The organism is Psychrosphaera aestuarii, from assembly GCF_017948405.1.
Lineage (GTDB): Bacteria > Pseudomonadota > Gammaproteobacteria > Enterobacterales > Alteromonadaceae > Psychrosphaera > Psychrosphaera aestuarii.
The window spans coordinates 1,023,952-1,044,217 of sequence record NZ_CP072844.1; the positions used below are offsets into that span (position 1 = coordinate 1,023,952).

A 20,266-nucleotide genomic window follows, 5' to 3' on the forward strand; every position below is an offset into this window, starting at 1 on the left:
TAAATGCCGTGGCTTTTTTTTATCACGATCTATTTATTTTCTTTTAAATCATGGCTTTATTATTTTCTATTGGTTGCTGGGGCAATGGCATAGTGTTTGCGTAGTTATACGCTAAAGAACAAGAGGAGTTCTCAGTATGACACTACCAGATTTAACCCCTTATTATGGATTAATTGAAGAAAAGCTTGTGGGCTGGCTTGAGATATCAATAAAACACTTGCCCAACTTTGTTGTCTCTTTATTTATTGTGTTGTTTTTTTCATTGTTATCTAGGGTTCTTAGCAAGACCTTTAGAACAGTATTGCATAAGGCTTTAGAGTCTAGGCAGATTGCCGATTTACTCGCGTCTATTTTTAAAATAATAGTAATGACAGTTGGTATTTTTGTCGCGCTCGACTTTATGGGGCTATCGGGCACGGTTAAGTCATTATTAGCCGGTGCCGGAATCGTTGGCTTAGCAATTGGTTTTGCTTTCCAAGATATGACTGAGAACTTAATCGCTGGTATCGCCATGGGGATACGTAAGCCTTTTCAGATTGGCGATGTGATTAAAGCTGATGGTGTATTTGGCACTGTAAAGGCAATAAATTTAAGAAATACGCTTGTCGAAAACTTTTACGGACAATTAGATATAGTGCCAAATAAGGTATTATTTAGAAATACATTAACTAACTACAATACGACAGGGGAGCGTCGTGTCGAGATCGGAGTCGGAATCTCTTATGCCGATGATATAGAGTTGGCCTCTGAAGTCTTAGTTGAAGCAATTAATAAAAAAGACTTTATAAAAAACCAAGAAGAGACCGCTGTTTATGCTGAAAGCTTTGGCGACAGTTCAATTAACTTACTAGTGTGGGCTTGGATTGATTATCCTGGGCACGTAGGTTTTATGCAGGCAAGGCATGAACTTGTAGTGATAATTAACAAAACGCTTAAAGAGAATGATATTTTAATTCCGTTCCCAATCAGAACATTAGACTTTGGCATTAAAGGTGGTGAAAAGTTAAATAGCATGATTTCGAATAAAACGTCATAGTTGAATTATTGTTCAATCAAAAAATGACGGGTAGATTAATGGCCGGGTTTAAGCCCGGCCATGTTCTCTGAAATTAGAATATAGGTCTCTTGCGCAGAAGTTATCAAAACTGATCTTTCGATGTCTAAAATAGATAAAGTATCAATGGCAGTGAGTGTTTTTAACCAATCCCTTTCCAAATGACATAATTTTTTCCAAAAGCTCAACTCAACACTATATTTCTTGCCGATAGTTAACTCCATCAATGGAAATAACATTTTTGCGGTTTGTGAAAAACTGTCAAGCGCATAGCGAATTCCCCAATATTGTTGCTCTTTTGAGCCCAGCCCTAATGCTATAAAATTTGGTGCAGGAATGGGGAGATTACAGTCTAATAAGCTAGAGATATTGAGTAACTCTGCTTCTAATTGTGACAACCTTGAATTGTAGGGAGACGCTGGCAAAACGTTTACTTGCCGCTCTAATCTAATTAGACGCTTCTCGATTTGGATATACGAAATATAAAACCGACTAATAATATTAAAATATTGCTCAAGGGTAAGTTTTTTAGAGAGTACATTTGGGTTAATAACCGCTTGCTCCAGCTTTTCCTGCAACATTCTGGTTTTATCCTGAAGAACCTGGGAGTTTGATTTCTTACTGGTCGTTAGAATTTGACTAAAAATAGAATTTTGTTGGGAATAATTACTAAGCGCCATAATTAACTTTGGGTTTATAAATTCATTTTATAACTATAGTCGAAAATCAATTTTGGGCAGATTTATCTAAATAAAAACTGGCTCAAAAAAATGTAATGTTATATTATATCAAAAGTTGTTTTTTATAGGTGTTGCAAATGAGAGATATTTTGGGTGCATGGTTGTCAGTATTGTGCGTATTGCACTGCTCTTTGCCGATCCTACTCTTATCGTTTGGTGCAAGTTTTGGGCTACATGAGTTTCTGGAGTCTATCCATGACGAGTGGCTTCATGCTGCGCTGATCACGCCTATTGTATTTATACTTGGTATAAGCCTTCCAAAGGCTTATGCAGCGCATCGTAACGCTTTACCTATTTATTTAGCCGTACTGGGAGTTGTTACTTTGACGATGGCTGTTATTGGCGGACATCATTTTGAAACAGTACTAACAGTGATAGGGAGCGCGTTTGTGATCAGCGCTCACTTAATCAATCGAAAATCCTTACGCGGGCATGTCCAAGCGGTTATCGGCTAAACAATTATTGTATAATTTAAGCAATGGTGTTTATTGATTAACGTCCGGTAACGATACCGTTCGCCATACCTCAGAACCCTCAAATTGTAAGCTCTTCGCAGGCCCACGGCCTTCAATATTTACAATGTTAAATTGCTCGTCCCAGATTTCTCTTAGCGCATCTTGACGCACTCTTAATCCGGTTAAGCTTTTAGGCATTTTAAGCTCTTGATAAACCCAAAAATAGCCAGCATCATTTTGATACCCTACCAAACTAAATGGTAAAACATTACCGTTGTTATCTTGAACTTCAAATTTAGTTTCTACATATGCCGCAAACTTTGCTTGCGTCGTTTCATCAGCAATAATATCTGCCTTGGCATCAAATAATTGCCATGCGGCTTCTTCTGCGTCATGCAACATAAAGCGATGCATCACTTCGATGTGATTAGTACGTTCATTAAATAAAACAATAGTAAATGCTGACTTCATTTTGTGAGCTTGGATTGGCATCGCAGCGCACAACAATACAAACATAAATGTAACTAATCTAAACAAGCGCCTATCTCCTAAAAAAAATGCCCGATAACGTCGGGCATTTATTGTATCGCTAAATTAGCCTACGTAAAGCAGGCTATGCTAACAAATATTAATTAAGCTTCTGTCTCAGACTCAGACTCTTTTTTCTTTTTGTCTTTGTCTTCGTCAGTTTTTAACTTAGTTTTAATATCTTGCATAATGTCACGGCTCGCACCAGATGTGCTACGTTTTGACTTAAACGCTTCAACACGTGATGGGATAATACGACGCGGATACATGTTGTTTTCGTTGTTAACGTCAGCTGTGTCCCATGAAGGGTCAACATGAACGCTAACTAGCTCTTTCGCTTTATCGGTAACAACTAGCTTTTTAACGTGCTTAGGTGAACGTCTCCAAATTTCAGCCGGAATATAACGGTCTTCTTTAGTACCATCAGCATATTCTAATTGAAGAAGGATAGGCATTACTAAGCCACCAAGGTTGTTGAATTCAATAACGTAATAGTTTTTATCTTCTTCAACAGCTCGTTCAAATACGCGTTTTTCCCAAGGCTTAAGGCCTTTTAAGAAACTGTTGTACTTGTTACGTTCTTTGTTTGTTACCGTAAAACGGTCGTTTTCGTCATAGAAATCCGTTACGTCTGGGTTCAATTCAACCCATGTTTTCATACCCGCTTCTTTATTCATTTTCTCAAATAAAGGCATAGGTTTTTCATTTTCGATGTTACGCATACGAGCCATGTCAATGTCAGGGTTTTTAGTATCCATGCGCAGTTTGTAAACGCCGTCTACTGAGATATCAACATGATCCGTTGTGTAGAACCAACCAGTCCAGAACCAATCTAGGTCAACACCAGACGCTTCTTCCATTGTACGGAAAAAGTCAGATGGAGTAGGGCGTTTGAATTTCCAACGTTGTGCGTATTCTTTAAACGCATAATCAAATAACTCACGACCTAACACTACTTCACGAAGAATATTTAAGGCTGCCGCTGGCTTAGAATAAGCATTTGGACCTAATCGTAAAACGCTATCAGACTGGGTCATGATAGGAACTTGGACATTACTCTTCATATAGCTAGTAATGTAACGAGGCTCTACACCCCAAGGAATTGTTGGATCCCACTCACGACATGCAACCGCGTCTAAGAAGCTGTTAAGACCTTCGTCCATCCAAGTCCATTGACGCTCGTCAGAGTTAACCACCATAGGGAAGTAAATGTGACCAATTTCGTGAATAACAACACCAATTAAGAAACGTTTTTCAGCTTGCGTATAGGTGCGTGAACCATCGTCTTGTAATTTAGTACGCGGACCATTGAAGGTAATCATTGGGTATTCCATGCCGCCAACTGGGCCATTTACTGACTGAGCTGTAGGGTATGGGTAATCAAAAGAGAATCTTGAGTAAACTTCCATTGTGTGAACAATAGCTTCAGTCGAATATTTCTTCCAAAGATCGCCACCTTCTTTCGGGTAGAAAGACATTGCCATTACGAATGGTTGATCTTTACCACCTTGATCATATCCTTTGGCGTCCCACATAAACTTACGAGATGATGCCCAAGCGAAGTCACGAACGTTTTCAGCTTCAAAACGCCACGTTTTTAATTTGTTAGTGCCTTCTTTTTCGTTTTCTAAAGCTTCTTCTTCAGTAACAACAAAAACTGGACGTTTTGCTGTCTTAGCTTCTTCTAAACGTTTACGCTGCGTGCTGGTTAGTACATCTTTCGGGTTATCTAAAACACCAGTAGAGGAAACGATGTGGTCAGCAGGAACTGTGATTTCTACTTCATAGTCGCCAAACTCTAGAGTAAATTCACCACGACCGATGAACTCTTTGTTATGCCAACCTTCAAAGTCAGTAAATGCGTGTAAACGAGGGAACCACTGCGCTAGCAAGAAGATATCATTACCACCTTCACGAGCGTCATCAGGGAAGTGTTCGTAACCAGCACGAGCTGAAACGGCATCTTCTTCAACAATGTTAAAGCCAAAATCCATTTCAAACTCAACCGTTTTACCAGGCTTTAACGGACGATCTAAATCGATGCGAAGGTTAGTGCCAACAACCGTAATTTTTAACGGACGGTTTTTGCTGTTTCTAACGGCAAGTACATCATAACCAAGTTTATTATCAGCAAGGAACTGCTGACGGCGTAACTCACCTAGGCTCAGTTTAGCTGGTGAATTACCGTTGCCAGCTGACGTTGCAGGACCACGACGACCGATACCAGCAAATGCAGTGCCTGCTTCAGCAATTGAGTCTTCGTAATATTTGTTTTGTTCTAACTGCATCCACAAGTACTTTAAAGTGTGTGGCGAGTTGTTTTTGTAGGTAATGTTTTGAGTAGCATCTAAACGACGTTTTTCTTCGTTTAGTTTTACTTTGATTTTGTAATCGACTTTTTGTTGCCAGTATTTTTCACCTGGTTCACCCGTCGCAGCACGATATACATTCGGAGTTGGAAGAATTTCTTCCATTTGACGGAACTTGTCTTCGAAGTCCCCTTTTGTTTGCTTAACGGCACTTGCAGACGCTGTCGCACTGACAGTGATGGCAAATGCTAGGGTCAACAAACGTCTAAAATTACGATTGTTCATAATATTACCACGTTATCCTATTCATTTTGCTGGTTAAATTTGACCTAGAATCTTACGTTCTAGTCGCCAAGATTAGCTGATTAGACTAGCAAAAAAGAAACAGAAAAAACACAGTTTTAACCCTTTAAGACCTCCACTCATCGTAAACATCCAAGCTAGGGCTACTGATAAAACAAAATCATTGTTTTATCTAAATGCTGTAATCGGAAAAAAACGACTGGAGTTTTTTTTCGACTTGGATAGAATCGCCTACTCATTTTTTTTAGGAGACGCACTTTTCATGGTTACCATTGGCATCGACTACGGTACTTCAAATTCAGAAGTGGTTTGGTTTGACGGAAGTCAACATCACTATATCGAGTTAGATAAGGACTCAAAAACGCCTTTTAAGATCCGATCTTCAGTATTTATTTATTATGAAGATGACTTGCCATTGCCTCCAGTTGAAGTTATCGAAGACAAAGTGCAACGCATTAAAGCGTCTATTTCGATGCAGCTAGATAAAGCTAAAGATAAATATGAAGATGCGACTACGCCAGCGGAACAGCGTCGTTATTTAACACAAATAGATCAGCTTCGTGGCGAATATCACAATACTCCAAAGTTGCAGCGTCGTGCCATTAATGAGCTTTTAAAAAATCAATCAGTAGACGATCTTCCGTTACATAAAATGGTTGAAACTGGCACGTTTTTGTTCGGTGAAGCAGGATTTAAACAGTATTTAAAAACACCTGAAAAAGGTCGCCTAATTTATTCACCTAAAAACTTTTTGGGTGCAAACTTGCTGTCAGGTCAAAAAGACGCATTTGTTGGGTTAATTGCAAAACAGTTAGCGTTTTTTAAAGAAGCTGCAGAAAAACAATTGGGCCAAAAAGTAGGTGGTGTAGTTGTCGGGCGTCCAGTTAAATACCATGGCACACGTGGCGAAGAGGGCAATCAGCAAGCTATCACTATTATGACAGCAGCTGCCGAACAAGCTGGTTTTGAAAAAATTGACTTTCTTGAAGAGCCGATTGCAGCAGCATACCGAATCGAACAACAACTCGATAGCGAAAAAGTTGCCTTGGTCGTCGATATTGGTGGTGGTACAACTGATATCTGTGTAATTCGCCTTGGTACGCAAAAACAGCAAGATTATGACCGTCAACAAGACGTGTTGTCTGTAACCGGTACGCGTTTAGGTGGCATGGAGTGTGACAAAAACTTAATCTTAAAGTCGATTGCTCCAGAAATGGGACTTGGTACTGAGACGACCAATGGTATTCCAATTCCGCCATTATATTTTAATGATATGGTAGCGGTGGATGACATTCCTCGTTTGAATAAGTTTTTCTCTGATGAAATGGGATTAGAAATTTCGCAAACTATATCTGTTGCCAAAGAGCCTGAAAAGCTAGATAAGTTATTGATTGTGCAAGAAGAGAAATTGTCAGCGCGATTAGTAAACTCATCGAGACTGGCAAAAGAAATGTTATCAGAAAAAAGTCATATCGTTTTACCGTTAAAGTACATTCAATCAGACTTTAATGTTGAACTAACAGAAGCCGACTTAAAACGCTCTATGTTAGCTTGGATGACGCGAGTTAAAGGATTAGTAAAAGAGTGTTTGGATAAAACCGATGTGCAGCCAGAAATACTATTTGTTACAGGTGGTATGAGTTTATCACCTGTGGTTCAAGCAGAGATAAAAGCAATGTTGCCAGATTTACCAACGGTAACTGCAGATGCATTTAAATCAATATCTGAAGGTTTGAGTATTCAAGCCTCAAGAATGAAATAAACGTAAATTTCGTTTAAAGCTAAAAAATGAAATGCTAAAGCTGTCAAAGGGCAATAATGTTATTGCCCTTTTTCTTTGTCTATTGATATTTGTACCGCTCGATAAAATGAATCGTTTATTGAGGCATATTTAGAGCTAAAAGCCACAGGCCAATTACCATTTACTGCAATCACTAAATTTCTAGTCGGATCAACAAAAATACCCTGTCCAAATATCCCTTTTGCTTGGTAACTGCCATCGTTACTTGTCCACCACTGGTAACCATATCCATGTGTTTCATTTGTTGCTGTTTGTTTCGATGTCGCTTTTTTAATCCAGTCATTAGGAACTATAGACTCACCATTAATTTTTGCGCCGTTTAAGAAAAACTGTCCAAAAGTAGCAAAATCACGAGTTGACGCTTGTATACAGCAACCACCTATTTCATTCCCTGAAGGACCAAGAACCCAAGAGGCATCTTGCTCAACGCCTATTTTTGACCAAATTTTATCGGATAAATATTCAGCTAAAGGTTTGTTAATGGCCTTTTGTAATAACAAGCCAACTAAGTTTGTTTCGCCGGTACTGTATGACCACCGCGTGCCAGCGGGGTAGGCGCGAGGCAGTTGTCGCATGTAGCTTGCTATAGCGTCAACACCAGGTTCAGGTGTGTGAAAATTAAATTTGGATACATCAGATTGGATATCTTCATAGTCTTCATTCCATTGTACGCCGGAAGTCATCGTGATTAGTTGTTCTATGGTGACGTTGTCATACTCGCTGCCCTTCATTGAAACAATATAGTCACTGACTTTATCCTGCAGACTTTTTATATACCCGTCTTTTATTGCTGCGCCAATTAAGGTTGATGTAAATGACTTTGCTACTGAAAAGCTAGTCCACTTCTTATTTTGGTCAAAACCCAAGGCGTATTGTTCGAGTCGTATTTTACCGTTATGCAACACGACTAAGCCTGCAACTCGATTATCACGCATAAACTGGTCGATATCAGTTTGATTTAGCATTAGTGATTGACCAAGTTTTAATGTGGGCGGAATGCTTGAATTAGCTTTTATTGTATTTTTAGGAACAATAGGAAGTGTGTCGATAGATTGAAAACCTGCGTCTCTCTGCGCTTGGCTCCAAAATAGGACGTTTAGGTCGGTTGGTGGATTTAAGACTAAATAACGCACACTTTTATCAAGTGATAGCCATGCTGCCGATAAGCTTATCGCTAAACCTAAGGCTACTACTAAAGTCCATTTGAGCGATTTTTTCATCCTTTTCATCATTCCTTTTTGCTTAAAGCTATTATCTGTCTGTTATTTTAGCGTTTAATTCACCGTTGGCGAGGCGAATATTTACGACTTCGCCTTTTTTAACTTGTTTACTATCTGAAATAACGTTGCCCTGTTCGTTAGTGGTAATGCTGTAGCCCCTTGTTAATGTGGCTAATGGGCTAACAATATTTAGTTTTTCTGCCATTGAGACAAACTTGCGATTATTGTTTGCTATTATGCTTTGCATTAATTTAGGCAATGAAGAGCTAGCATAGGCCATTCGTTGTTTGGCTGCTGTCAATTCATGCTTTGGCGATAAGCCGTTTAAGCGTTCTCGACAAAGGTGTTCTCTTTGTTTTGCATTTTTTAATGTCTGTGTCATAGCGCGATGCAAAGCAATTTGAAGCTCATCATTTTTTTGTTGAGCGAGTTGTAATTGATAGCTTGGATGCAATAATGCCAGTGAACGCTTTAACTGATTTTGCTGGTTTTTATTTGCTTGATGCTGATGTGCGTACGCCCTAATTAACCGACTATGTAAGTTGCGTACTTTTGTCACAAGTTCACTATTGTCTGTTGAAACTATTTCTGCAGCAGCAGAAGGGGTGGGCGCTCTTAAGTCCGCAACAAAATCAGAAATAGAGACATCTACTTCGTGGCCAACCGCACTTATAATTGGAATCGCACTATTAAAGATTGTATGAGCAAGGCCTTCATCATTAAAACACCATAAGTCTTCAAGAGAGCCTCCACCTCGACCAACAATAAGTACATCGACTTCCTTTCGAACATTTGCTGTGTTTATTGCCCACATAATGTTGTCGGCCGCTTGTTTGCCTTGCACCATGGTGGGATAAATAATGACTTCAGTTTGTGGTGAGCGGCGTTGCAATACAGTTAAAATGTCATGGACTGCCGCTCCAGTTGGGCTAGTGACTAAACCGACACGTTTAGGCTCCACTGGTATGGCTTGTTTTGAGCTTTGATCAAACAGCCCCATTTGTAGAAGGTTGTTTTTTAATGCTTCGAATTCTTGCTTTAGTAGCCCTTCGCCAGCAGGCTCCATCAACTCGACAATTAATTGATAATCACCACGAGGCTCATATAAACTAAGTCGGCCTCTAACTAAAACCTGAGTTCCATTTTCAACTTGAGCACGAACGTTTCGGTTATTGCCTCGAAACATAGCGCCTTTTATCTGAGCTTTATTGTCTTTTAATGAAAAATACCAATGGCCGCTTGTTGCTTTGACTAAATTAGATATTTCACCACTGATCCAAACATTTAGAAATTCAGACTCAAGTAACATTCTGGCTTTTTGGTTTAGCTCGGAGACTTGATAAATCTTTTGTTGGGTAGGTTCAGGTGTGGTCACTATAATCACTTTAAATTGGGAGTAAGGCTAGAAGTCTAATGAATGAACATTGATAGTCAACTGCTTGTTGCTTTCAACCGCATGTATTACGGGTTAAATATATTACTTTATAATCAATTTTATGTTTACGGATGCGGACTTTTCGATTAAAATGCTACCGCAACATACTCCATCTACTTTTCATGTAAGGTACCAATTGCCATGTTGCGGATAGTCAAAGAAGCCCTAACGTTTGACGACGTTTTATTAGTTCCAGGTCACTCCACCGTTCTTCCTCACGAAGCCAATTTAAAAACACGCTTAACTCAAACTATTGAGTTAAATATTCCAATGGTATCTTCAGCGATGGATACTGTAACGGAAAGTCGCCTAGCGATTGCGTTAGCCCAAGAAGGCGGCATCGGATTTATTCATAAAAATATGTCTATTCAGGCTCAAGCGAATGAAGTTCGCCGCGTTAAGAAGTTTGAAAGTGGCGTTGTTTCTGACCCTGTAACAGTGTCTTCAGAAATTACTTTGGGTGAAGTTATGAAGCTTGCTCATGAGCACGGTTTTTCTGGCTTTCCGGTTGTTGATGATCACAATAATTTAGAAGGCATTGTGACAGGTCGCGACCTTAGGTTTGAAACAAATTTAAAAGCTAAAGTCAGCTCAGTAATGACACCAAAAGATAAACTGGTAACTGTGCATGAATCAGCGAATCGCAATGATGTTATGGCATTAATGCACGAGCATCGAATTGAAAAAATCTTAGTAGTTGACGATGAATTTAAACTCAAAGGTTTAATTACAGTAAAAGACTTCCAAAAAGCCGACAGTAAACCTAATGCTTGTAAAGATGAGCGTGGAAGTTTGCGCGTAGGTGCTGCGGTAGGTGTTGGTCCTGGCACTGACGAGCGAATTGATGCGTTAGTTAAAGCCGGTGTAGACGTTTTGCTAATAGATACGTCACATGGTCACTCTCAGGGCGTTTTAGATCGCGTTAAGTGGGCTCGAGATACATACCCTGAGTTACAAATTGTTGGTGGTAATGTTGCAACGGCAGAGGGAGCATTAGCTTTAGTCGAAGCTGGCGTTAACGCTGTAAAAGTAGGTATTGGCCCTGGTTCAATTTGTACAACTCGTATCGTTACCGGCTGTGGTGTTCCTCAAATTACAGCGATCGCAGATGCTGTAGATGCGGTCGCAGGTAAAAACATTCCGGTTATTGCAGACGGCGGTATTCGCTTCTCTGGGGATATTTCAAAAGCATTAGTAGCAGGCGCAAGTTGCGTGATGGTTGGCTCAATGTTAGCGGGTACTGAAGAAGCTCCTGGCGAAGTTGAATTGTATCAAGGTCGTTATTACAAGTCTTACCGCGGAATGGGTAGCTTAGGCGCGATGAATCAGAGTCACGGCTCATCAGACCGTTACTTCCAAAAATCCGATAGTAATGAGAAGCTAGTTCCTGAAGGTATAGAAGGTCGTGTTGCTTATAAAGGACCGATTGAAAATATTATTCACCAACAACTTGGTGGTATTCGTTCTGCAATGGGTTTAACGGGTTGCCACACTATCGAAGAAATGAACACTAAACCGCAGTTTGTTCGCGTTACTTCCGCAGGAATGGGTGAGTCACACGTACATGATGTGCAAATTACCAAAGAAGCTCCAAACTACCGTTTAGGGTAAGTTTTTCAAAAAAAAATATTCTGGCCGAGCTAATTCTAGCTCGGTCTTTTTACACCTAGTTAGCTATAGTTAAAAAACTTTATGTTAACCAACAATTAAAAGGCTAAAACATGTCCATCGAGAAAGACATTCACCAGCATAAAATTTTAATTTTAGATTTTGGCTCCCAATACACTCAACTTATCGCTCGTCGTGTACGAGAAATTGGCGTTTACTGCGAATTGTGGGCGTGGGATGTTACTGAAGAACAAATAAAAGAATTTGCGCCAAACGGTATCATCTTAGCTGGCGGTCCTGAATCGGTTACCGAGCATAACTCTCCACGAGCACCAGAGTATGTATTTGAAGCGGGTATTCCGGTACTAGGTATTTGTTATGGCATGCAAACAATGTCGCAACAACTTGGCGGCGCCGTAGAAACCTCAATGGAACGAGAGTTTGGTTATGCGAGTGTTGAGGTTGTTTCTGAATCTGCCTTGTTAAAAAATATCGAAGATTCCATTAATTCTGCTGGTAACTCCATGTTAGATGTGTGGATGAGCCACGGCGACAAAGTAAGTGCAATTCCAGCTGATTTTAAAACTGTCGCGAAAACAGATAACTGCCCTTATGCGATTATGTCGAATGAAGAAAAGCGTTTTTATGGTGTGCAATTCCATCCAGAAGTGACACACACTAAACAAGGGCTTCGTTTATTAGAAAACTTTGTTTGCACTATATGTGGTTGTGAAAAGTTATGGACAGCTGCTTCAATTATTGAAGACGCTATCCAAAAGATGAAAGAGCAAGTCGGTGATGACCAAGTTATCCTTGGCTTGTCTGGTGGCGTTGATTCATCAGTTGTTGCTATGCTGCTACATCGCGCAATCGGTAAACAGCTAACTTGCGTATTTGTTGATAACGGTTTGTTGAGACTCAACGAAGGTCAACAGGTCATGGATATGTTTGGTGATCATTTTGGATTAAATATCATTCATGTTAATGCAGAGCAGCGCTTTTTAGACCGATTAAAAGGCGAAAACGATCCGGAAGCAAAACGTAAGATCATTGGTAACGTATTTGTTGAAGTTTTTGATGAAGAAGCCTCAAAACTAGAAAACGCCAAATGGTTAGCACAGGGTACTATATATCCTGACGTTATTGAATCTGCAGCGTCGGCCACAGGTAAAGCACATGTAATTAAGTCACATCATAATGTTGGTGGCTTGCCAGAGCACATGAAAATGGGCTTAGTTGAACCGTTACGTGAATTATTTAAAGACGAAGTGCGTAAAATTGGTTTAGAGCTAGGTTTACCTTACGACATGTTATACCGCCACCCGTTCCCAGGGCCTGGTTTAGGTGTTCGTATTTTAGGTGAAGTGAAAAAAGAGTATGCCGATTTACTAAGACGTGCCGATGCTATTTTCATTGAAGAGTTACATAACGCGGATTTATATAACAAGGTGAGTCAGGCGTTTACGGTATTCCTGCCGGTTCGCTCGGTTGGCGTTATGGGTGATGGCCGCAAATATGATTGGGTTGTAAGTCTTCGTGCCGTAGAGACAATAGACTTTATGACGGCTCATTGGGCGCACTTGCCTTATGACTTCCTAGGTAAAGTTTCAAATCGAATTATCAATGAAATTGATGGCATATCACGAGTTGTTTATGACATTAGTGGCAAGCCGCCTGCAACCATTGAATGGGAATAGTAAACGGTTAGGTTTGTTATTGAACAAATATGAAAAAGGCGCTTTATGCGCCTTTTTTCTTTTTACGAGGAAAAAGTTTTGACCAAAATGCTAATTCAAAAAAGAAGCCAATAACGATGAACGCAAGTGCTCCAGCCACTATTCCCATTCGGTAAAAGGCAATAGCTGCTATTAATAATAACAAAGGTACTAAGCACCTCCGGAGAAACTTCATATTAACAATCCTTTTATTTTTTAATTAGTTAATCTACTTAATTATAAGGCTAGCTTGCTCTGTTTAGTGAGTCTATCTCTTCTTTAAGTGAATAATTTTTATCAGTAACAATTTTTTCTAGAACCGCGACACGCTCTTTGAGTTGTGCTAGCTCTTTGGCTACATTCTCATCGGCTGTTGAAGTACGATTCTTTTCTTTGGCAATTTGCAGTTTTACTTTTTGCTCGTAAGCTGAATATAAAAGACCACCAATAATTGCGACAATAGGAACGATATAAAGCATAGAAGACATAATTAATTTCCTTGTTGAATATGATTATATAGTTGTAATTGATAAACTTATACTTAGCAATAAACAACAATTGTGCCACTTGTTAACCATTTGTTTTTTATGGAAATTACTTTTTCATAATGTGGCCTCGTTGTTAATTTAGCCAATATTTGGGTGTTTATTATAAGTTTTAAGTTATTACGCTAAGTTGGGAACACAATACAAATAGTTGAGCTTCGGGCATTGAGCTTTATCTCTCTAATATCAAAGGTTTTTAATGACAACAATTGAATCACTAGCTTTAACGGATGAACCATTTATGCGAAGAGCCCTAGCGTTAGCCGCGCAGGCAGAAGCTATGGGAGAAATTCCTGTTGGGGCGGTTCTTGTTAAGGATGGACAAATTATTGCTGAGGGTTTTAACCAAGCTATTACCTTAAGTGATCCTAGCGCTCACGCAGAAGTCATGGCACTAAGGGCCGCGGGTACGAGTGAATCAAATTACAGATTAGTAAACACGACACTTTACGTCACGCTTGAGCCTTGTGTTATGTGCTCTGGAGCTATGGTACATGCTCGTGTCGAGCGACTTGTCTACGGTGCTAGTGATTATAAAACAGGTGCTGTTGAAAGTGTCATGCGCTTATTAGAACACGATAGTCATAATCATAAAGTACAGTACGTTGGTGGTGTTTTGCAGCAAGAGTGTAGCGAAATGTTATCTGCTTTTTTTAAGCGGCGCCGAGAGGAAAAAAAGAAACTTAAGGCCATACAAACCAAACAGCTAGAGAATGATGGCTAGTCGTTCTCTAGTTCATGTGCGGCTTCAAAGCTCGTATTAATCTGTTTGATTCGTCTATTCACCAATGCTTTTTTTGTTCCTTTTCTAGCTACTCTTCGTCGAGTTCTGTCCATTAGCGCTTTGCTTTTAGTTAATTTAAATGTACGTCTTCGCTTTATCATTTTAATCCCTGTGAAATTTTATTCGGTACATCGTTATCTACAAGTTCTTTTTGTTGTTCTATTTTTTGTTCAATTAACTGTTGTTGAATGGCTTGATCTTCAATCCAGTTTAATGTGTCGTAGTAACGTCTTATATTTGATACGTAGGTAACGGCTTCATCGCCTCGCGCAAAACCATACCGTGTCGTCTTATAATACTTTTTTTGGCGTAGTTTAGGTAGGTGTTGTTTCACATCTACCCATTTATCTGGATCCCCACCAAATTTTTCGGTCAAGCGTCGTGCGTCTTGAACGTGGCCCCATCCAATGTTGTACGCTGCTAATGCAAACCATGGCCTTTCTGATTCGTTTATTCGTTTAGGAATTCTTTGCATTAATAGATTTATATACTTAGCACCGCCACGAATGTTTGACTCTGCATCGAGACGTGACTTAACGCCCATTTGTTTTGCAGTTGGTTGAGTTAGCATCATAATGCCTCGCACTCCTGTCGGAGACTTGGCTCTTGGGTTCCAATGAGACTCTTGGTAACTTTGTGCTGCTATTAAGCGCCAATCAATATCACCGGCATACTCTTCAAACCAACTTTTATATTTTGGTAATACATTTTCAATTGCCTTAATAAACAGACGCGTATCTACATAGTTAAATGATTCCACGTGACCAAAGTATTTATCATCTAATGCGGTTAATTCACCATTCTGATGAAGCTCACCGAAAAACTCTATTAATGCCGCAAATAGTGAGTCATCATTGTCTTGAGGTAACAGCCAATTGAGTGGAACGTCTTTTTTTATAGTAAAAGCCACGCTGATATCTGGGTAGTATCGACGCATTAAGGCCAAACGGTGACTATCAGCAATAGTAAAAGAAAACTCTTCAGCCATAAGAGACTCGAGCAATTCAGTCGGATCGGTGTTGTCGATGACATTTAATTGAACGTCGGGGTGTAATGCGATGGCATCATTCATTACATCTATATGATCTGTGCCATAACCTACAGTTACCGGCTCTTCTAGTTCTTCAAAACTTTTTGGTCGTTCTCGACCTTGTTTAAAAACTAATTTTTGATCGATAAAAGAGTAGGGGGGCGATAATCGATACTGTTTATCTTTATCACTAATATTAGCCAACCCACCCACGACGATATCTACTTGCCCAGATGCCAATTTAGGAAGCAATTCGCTGAAGTTGTAGCTTGGAACTAACTCGACATTTACATCTAAGTAATCAGCAAATTTATTAACCAACTCGTATTCAAAGCCAGCAGCACCACTTGCGTCTATATAATAACTTGTTGGATCGAATAAAATGCCTACTTTGATTACGCTGTCTTGCTTAATTGTTTGTAATTTAGATGTAGAAGACACATCTGCACACCCTGAAAGGTAAACCCAAACACACAACAAAGCTGCGATTATAAATAATGCTTTAGGCGATAACGTAGATGTTTTGTGTAAAGTTATTGGCATGCGTATTTTTAGTACCAGGTTATGCGGATGAAAAATAGTTAATTTTTATTGTATTAAACTACCACACAATTCTGTTTATTGGTAAAAATTGCGGGTATAATACGGCCCTAATTTCTTTCCTTTCAACATGAATGGTGAATTGGCATATGTTAATCCTTCGTGGTGCCCCAGCTCTTTCTGACTTTAGAGTCAACAAGTTACTGTCTGCGTTTAAACAGCATGGACTCAGTATTAAAGATATCTATGCGGAGTTTGTCCACTTTACGGACCTTAATTCCGAATTGTCCGAACCTGAACTAGATAAGCTCAATGCTTTATTAGAATATGGACCCAAAATTCAATCTCATCCACCCAGCGGCTCATTAATTCTAGTAACACCACGTCCAGGCACCATTTCCCCTTGGTCCACCAAAGCAACAAATATCGCAAACAATTGCGGTCTCTCAAAAATAAAACGAATCGAACGCGGCCTAGCGTACTACATTGAAACTTCCAGCCCTCTAAATGACAACCAAATTCAAATGCTTCGATCAGAGCTTCATGATCGTATGACAGAGTCAGTTTTTGAGTCTTTAGATGCCGCGAGCGCATTGTTTTATCAAGAGTCGCCAAAACCACTTAAGTCGGTTGATATTTTAACAGGTGGTCGTGATGCATTAAGTAAAGCAAATCATGATATGGGCCTCGCGTTGGCAGAAGATGAAATTGACTACTTAGTAGAAAGTTTTACTCGACTTAAGCGTAATCCAAATGACATTGAGCTTTACATGTTTGCCCAAGCAAATTCTGAGCATTGTCGCCATAAGATTTTTAATGCCGATTGGACAATCGACGGAATAAAGCAGCCCAAATCATTATTTAAAATGATTAAGAACACGTTTGAACACAATCCAGAATATGTAACATCAGCTTACAAAGATAATGCTGCAGTTATGCATGGTTCTGAGGCGGGGCGATTCTTTGCAAATCCAGAAACTAGCGCTTATCAATACCATCATGAAAATATTGATATATTAATGAAGGTAGAAACTCACAACCACCCAACTGCTATATCTCCGTACCCGGGCGCAGCAACAGGCTCTGGCGGCGAGATTCGCGATGAGGGGGCGACGGGCAGAGGCTCAAAACCGAAAGCTGGATTGGTAGGCTTTACCGTTTCAAACCTTCGTATTCCTGGTTTTGAACAGCCTTGGGAAAAAGACTTTGGCAAGCCTAGCCGTATTGTAAATGCACTCGAAATAATGAAAGAAGGCCCGTTAGGTGGTGCTGCTTTTAATAATGAATTTGGTCGACCAAATATCCTCGGTTATTTCAGAACCTATGAAGATAAAGTAAATAGCTTCAACGGCGAAGAAGTGCGCGGTTATCATAAACCAATTATGCTTGCCGGTGGATTAGGCAACATTCGTCGTGAACATACTGAAAAAGGTGTAATTCCTGTCGGTGCAAAACTTATTGCACTAGGTGGTCCGGCGATGAATATCGGCCTTGGTGGCGGCGCGGCAAGTTCAATGGCTTCAGGTCAATCTAGTGAAGACTTAGACTTTGCTTCGGTGCAACGAGAAAACCCAGAAATGGAAAGACGTTGCCAAGAAGTTATCGATAAATGTTGGCAGTTAGGTGACAAGAACCCTATTGCATTTATACATGATGTTGGTGCTGGTGGACTCTCTAATGCGTTCCCTGAGTTAGTAAACGATGGTGAACGAGGCGGTATTTTTGATTTACGCAAAGTGCCGAATGACGAGCCAGGTATGTCGCCACTAGAAATATGGTGTAATGAATCTCAGGAACGTTATGTATTGGCTGTTGCGCCGGAAAATTTAGAGCTATTTGAACAGCTTTGCCAGCGAGAACGCGCGCAATACGCTGTAATAGGTGAGGCGACTGAAGAACGTCATTTAACACTTACCGACGATCACTTTGGCAACAAGCCGGTTGATTTACCGTTAGATGTGTTGTTAGGCAAGGCGCCTAAAATGCATCGAGACGTAGAGAGTAAAGCAACTACCGGCAGCGAACTAGACCTAAGTGACGTATCACCTTTGGACGCAGCCGAGCGAATTATGCGTCTACCGACCGTAGCGGAAAAAACCTTCTTGATAACAATAGGTGACCGCTCAGTGACGGGTATGGTTTCTCGTGATCAAATGGTTGGGCCATGGCAAGTACCAGTCGCAGATGTAGGCGTGACCGCGGCTGCGTTAGATAGTTATCATGGTGAAGCAATGTCGATGGGTGAACGAACACCAATCGCACTGTTAAACTATGGTGCGTCGGCTAGAATGGCGGTGGCGGAGTCTATTACTAACATTGCTGCTGCAGATATCGGTGAGTTAAAGCGCATTAAAATGTCCGCGAACTGGATGGCTGCTGCCGGTCATCCTGGTGAAGATGCAGGACTATATGAAGCGGTTAAAGCCGTTGGTGAAGAACTATGCCCTGCATTAGATTTAACCATTCCTGTTGGCAAAGACTCAATGTCTATGAAAACACAATGGCAAGATGAGTCAGGTCAAGACAAGGCGGTTACATCGCCACTGTCATTAGTTATTACTGCGTTTGCACGAGTAGAAGATATTCGTAAGACCTTAACGCCGCAGCTTAGAACGGATAAGGGCGCGACTAAGCTTATAGCGATTGATTTAGGTGCAAAACAAAATCGTTTAGGTGCAAGCTGTTTGGCACAAGTTTACAATCAGTTAGGTACGGTCGCTCCAGACTTAGATTCACCTGAGTTATTAAAAGGCTTTTTTGATGCGATTCAAGCTTTAAATGCAGACAACAAATTGTTGGCATATCACGATCGTTCAGATGGTGGTTTATTTGCTACGGTAGCGGAAATGGCCTTTGCTGGTAAAGCAGGCGTTAACATTGCACTAGATGGATTAGGGACAGATGCGCTATCAATTCTTTTCTCCGAAGAACTAGGCGCAGTGATACAAATACGAACGACTGATTTAGATGCTGTAATGTCAATGTTAGCAGCGCATGGCATGGAAAACTTCAGTCATGTTATTGGTGATGTGAATCAAGACGATAAATTGAACTTTACTTTAAATGGTGAAGCCGTTTTAAATACAACTCGTACGCACTTTAGAACAATATGGGCTGAAACCACTTATCATATGCAATCTCTGCGAGACAACCCAGATTGCGCTCAACAAGAGCATGATGCGAAGTTTGATGTGGATGATCCGGGTCTAAACGCAAAATTAAGCTTCGATATAAATGAAGACGTTGCAGCGCCAGTTATCGCTAAGTCGGGTGGAAATAGTCCTCGAGTGGCTATTTTAAGAGAGCAGGGTGTCAATTCACATGTTGAGATGGCTGCTGCATTTAATCGCGCAGGTTTTGAAGCAATAGACGTACACATGAGTGATTTGCAATCTGGACGCCTATCACTGGACTCATTCAAAGGTTTAGTCGCATGTGGTGGCTTCTCCTATGGTGATGTTTTAGGTGCCGGTGAAGGTTGGGCGAAGTCGATTTTATTTAATGATGAGTTATCGACGCAATTTAAAAACTTCTTCCATCGCGACGATACTTTCAGTTTAGGTGTGTGTAATGGTTGTCAAATGATGTCCAATCTACGTTCGCTTATTCCTGGTTCTGAACATTGGCCACGATTTGTGAAAAACAAATCAGAACGTTTTGAAGCGCGCTTTAGCTTAGTAGAAATACAAGAATCGCCATCCATTTTGTTTAAAGGTATGGCTGGCTCTAGAATGCCTATTGCTGTTTCTCATGGAGAGGGACGCGCTGAGTTTGTTAATCAAGACGCGATTACACAAGCAGTTCAATCTGGGACGGTTGCAATGCAATACGTTAATAACCGTGGTGAGAAAACTATTTCTTATCCGGCTAATCCAAATGGTTCTCCAGAAGGTATAACGTCACTAACTACAGCCGACGGTCGAGTCACTATTATGATGCCTCACCCTGAACGTGTATTTAGAACAACGAGCAATTCTTGGCATCCAGACGAGTGGTTAGAAGACAGCCCTTGGATGCGAATGTTTAGAAACGCACGTTTGTGGGTTGGATAGTCCGGCAATTTATCGCTATAGTGTAAAAACTGTAATATAAATGTATAAAAAGCCATCATGTAGATGGCTTTTTTCATTGAGATAAAAAATAATTTAATTAAATGAAATCTAGACCTTTATAATCAGGTCTTTAGACGCCATAAAGAG

16 protein-coding genes are annotated in these 20,266 nt (G+C 40.3%); 7 read left to right on the forward strand and 9 right to left on the reverse strand.

What is annotated here, in order from left to right; translation table 11 throughout:
• Window positions 1–136: 136 nt before the first annotated feature.
• Window positions 137–1,036, forward strand: a complete 900-nt coding sequence (locus J9318_RS04695) for a mechanosensitive ion channel family protein (RefSeq protein WP_210561755.1) — start codon at window positions 137–139, stop codon at window positions 1,034–1,036.
• A 35-nt stretch (window positions 1,037–1,071) separates the two neighbouring features.
• Here J9318_RS04695 and J9318_RS04700 read toward each other — a convergent pair whose 3' ends face one another.
• Entirely contained in the window at window positions 1,072–1,635 is a 564-nt protein-coding gene (locus J9318_RS04700; RefSeq protein WP_210561757.1) for a hypothetical protein, read from the reverse strand.
• Between the two features lie 236 nt (window positions 1,636–1,871).
• On the opposite strand from J9318_RS04700, the gene J9318_RS04705 reads away from it, so the two are divergent.
• Window positions 1,872–2,249, forward strand: coding sequence for a MerC domain-containing protein (locus J9318_RS04705; protein ID WP_210561759.1), 378 nt, complete (start codon window positions 1,872–1,874; stop codon window positions 2,247–2,249).
• Window positions 2,250–2,279: 30 nt separating this feature from the next.
• Here the strand turns inward: J9318_RS04705 and J9318_RS04710 are convergent, their stop codons facing one another.
• Window positions 2,280–2,786, reverse strand: coding sequence for a DUF6702 family protein (locus tag J9318_RS04710; protein WP_244731889.1), 507 nt, complete (start codon window positions 2,784–2,786; stop codon window positions 2,280–2,282).
• Between the two features lie 95 nt (window positions 2,787–2,881).
• Complete coding sequence (locus J9318_RS04715) at window positions 2,882–5,371, reverse strand: M1 family metallopeptidase (RefSeq protein ID WP_210561760.1); 2,490 nt, start codon at window positions 5,369–5,371, stop codon at window positions 2,882–2,884.
• Between the two features lie 280 nt (window positions 5,372–5,651).
• Here J9318_RS04715 and J9318_RS04720 point away from each other — a divergent pair, with 280 nt between their 5' ends.
• On the forward strand, window positions 5,652–7,151 hold the full coding sequence (locus J9318_RS04720; protein ID WP_210561762.1) for an Hsp70 family protein: 1,500 nt from the start codon (window positions 5,652–5,654) through the stop codon (window positions 7,149–7,151).
• 59 nt (window positions 7,152–7,210) lie between these two features.
• On the opposite strand, the gene J9318_RS04725 is transcribed toward J9318_RS04720, so the two are convergent.
• Together J9318_RS04725 and xseA are read right to left on the reverse strand one after the other, a co-directional pair.
• Entirely contained in the window at window positions 7,211–8,410 is a 1,200-nt protein-coding gene (locus J9318_RS04725; RefSeq protein WP_210561764.1) for a serine hydrolase domain-containing protein, read from the reverse strand.
• A gap of 31 nt (window positions 8,411–8,441) precedes the next feature.
• Entirely contained in the window at window positions 8,442–9,719 is a 1,278-nt protein-coding gene (gene xseA / locus J9318_RS04730; protein WP_244732026.1) for an exodeoxyribonuclease VII large subunit, read from the reverse strand.
• A 267-nt stretch (window positions 9,720–9,986) separates the two neighbouring features.
• On the opposite strand from xseA, the gene guaB reads away from it, so the two are divergent.
• The gene (gene guaB / locus J9318_RS04735) at window positions 9,987–11,456 is read left to right on the forward strand and encodes an IMP dehydrogenase (RefSeq protein ID WP_210561773.1); all 1,470 of its coding nucleotides are present in this window, start codon (window positions 9,987–9,989) and stop codon (window positions 11,454–11,456) included.
• A gap of 110 nt (window positions 11,457–11,566) precedes the next feature.
• Window positions 11,567–13,150 (forward strand): glutamine-hydrolyzing GMP synthase, encoded by a 1,584-nt coding sequence (guaA, locus tag J9318_RS04740; protein WP_210561775.1) that lies wholly within the window; start codon window positions 11,567–11,569, stop codon window positions 13,148–13,150.
• Window positions 13,151–13,193: 43 nt separating this feature from the next.
• On the opposite strand, the gene J9318_RS04745 is transcribed toward guaA, so the two are convergent.
• Both J9318_RS04745 and J9318_RS04750 read right to left on the reverse strand, forming a co-directional pair.
• Window positions 13,194–13,364 (reverse strand): hypothetical protein, encoded by a 171-nt coding sequence (locus J9318_RS04745; RefSeq protein WP_210561777.1) that lies wholly within the window; start codon window positions 13,362–13,364, stop codon window positions 13,194–13,196.
• Window positions 13,365–13,413: 49 nt separating this feature from the next.
• On the reverse strand, window positions 13,414–13,656 hold the full coding sequence (locus J9318_RS04750; protein WP_244731893.1) for a hypothetical protein: 243 nt from the start codon (window positions 13,654–13,656) through the stop codon (window positions 13,414–13,416).
• A 256-nt stretch (window positions 13,657–13,912) separates the two neighbouring features.
• On the opposite strand from J9318_RS04750, the gene tadA reads away from it, so the two are divergent.
• Window positions 13,913–14,437, forward strand: coding sequence for a tRNA adenosine(34) deaminase TadA (gene tadA, locus J9318_RS04755; protein WP_210561779.1), 525 nt, complete (start codon window positions 13,913–13,915; stop codon window positions 14,435–14,437).
• Here tadA and J9318_RS04760 read toward each other — a convergent pair.
• Complete coding sequence (locus J9318_RS04760; RefSeq protein WP_210561781.1) at window positions 14,434–14,598, reverse strand: hypothetical protein; 165 nt, start codon at window positions 14,596–14,598, stop codon at window positions 14,434–14,436. The two genes, tadA and J9318_RS04760, sit on opposite strands and share 4 nt — an antisense overlap.
• A complete protein-coding gene (gene mltF / locus J9318_RS04765; protein ID WP_210561783.1) occupies window positions 14,595–16,070 on the reverse strand; it encodes a membrane-bound lytic murein transglycosylase MltF in 1,476 nt (491 codons plus the stop codon). The genes J9318_RS04760 and mltF overlap by 4 nt, the downstream gene beginning before the upstream one ends.
• A gap of 146 nt (window positions 16,071–16,216) precedes the next feature.
• Here mltF and purL point away from each other — a divergent pair, with 146 nt between their 5' ends.
• Window positions 16,217–20,119, forward strand: coding sequence for a phosphoribosylformylglycinamidine synthase (purL, locus tag J9318_RS04770; protein ID WP_210561784.1), 3,903 nt, complete (start codon window positions 16,217–16,219; stop codon window positions 20,117–20,119).
• Window positions 20,120–20,266 lie beyond the last annotated feature (147 nt).

Bases quoted from the DNA above. Each gene is read 5' to 3' on its own strand.
- J9318_RS04695 (WP_210561755.1), top strand. From the start codon at position 137: ATGACACTACCAGATTTAACCCCTTATTATGGATTAATTGAAGAAAAG.
- J9318_RS04700 (WP_210561757.1), bottom strand. From the start codon at position 1,635: ATGTTGCAGGAAAAGCTGGAGCAAGCGGTTATTAACCCAAATGTACTC.
- J9318_RS04705 (WP_210561759.1), top strand. From the start codon at position 1,872: ATGAGAGATATTTTGGGTGCATGGTTGTCAGTATTGTGCGTATTGCAC.
- J9318_RS04715 (WP_210561760.1), bottom strand. From the start codon at position 5,371: ATGAACAATCGTAATTTTAGACGTTTGTTGACCCTAGCATTTGCCATC.
- J9318_RS04720 (WP_210561762.1), top strand. From the start codon at position 5,652: ATGGTTACCATTGGCATCGACTACGGTACTTCAAATTCAGAAGTGGTT.
- J9318_RS04725 (WP_210561764.1), bottom strand. From the start codon at position 8,410: ATGAAAAAATCGCTCAAATGGACTTTAGTAGTAGCCTTAGGTTTAGCG.
- xseA (WP_244732026.1), bottom strand. From the start codon at position 9,719: ATGTTACTTGAGTCTGAATTTCTAAATGTTTGGATCAGTGGTGAAATA.
- guaB (WP_210561773.1), top strand. From the start codon at position 9,987: ATGTTGCGGATAGTCAAAGAAGCCCTAACGTTTGACGACGTTTTATTA.
- guaA (WP_210561775.1), top strand. From the start codon at position 11,567: ATGTCCATCGAGAAAGACATTCACCAGCATAAAATTTTAATTTTAGAT.
- J9318_RS04745 (WP_210561777.1), bottom strand. From the start codon at position 13,364: ATGAAGTTTCTCCGGAGGTGCTTAGTACCTTTGTTATTATTAATAGCA.
- J9318_RS04750 (WP_244731893.1), bottom strand. From the start codon at position 13,656: ATGTCTTCTATGCTTTATATCGTTCCTATTGTCGCAATTATTGGTGGT.
- tadA (WP_210561779.1), top strand. From the start codon at position 13,913: ATGACAACAATTGAATCACTAGCTTTAACGGATGAACCATTTATGCGA.
- J9318_RS04760 (WP_210561781.1), bottom strand. From the start codon at position 14,598: ATGATAAAGCGAAGACGTACATTTAAATTAACTAAAAGCAAAGCGCTA.
- mltF (WP_210561783.1), bottom strand. From the start codon at position 16,070: ATGCCAATAACTTTACACAAAACATCTACGTTATCGCCTAAAGCATTA.
- purL (WP_210561784.1), top strand. From the start codon at position 16,217: ATGTTAATCCTTCGTGGTGCCCCAGCTCTTTCTGACTTTAGAGTCAAC.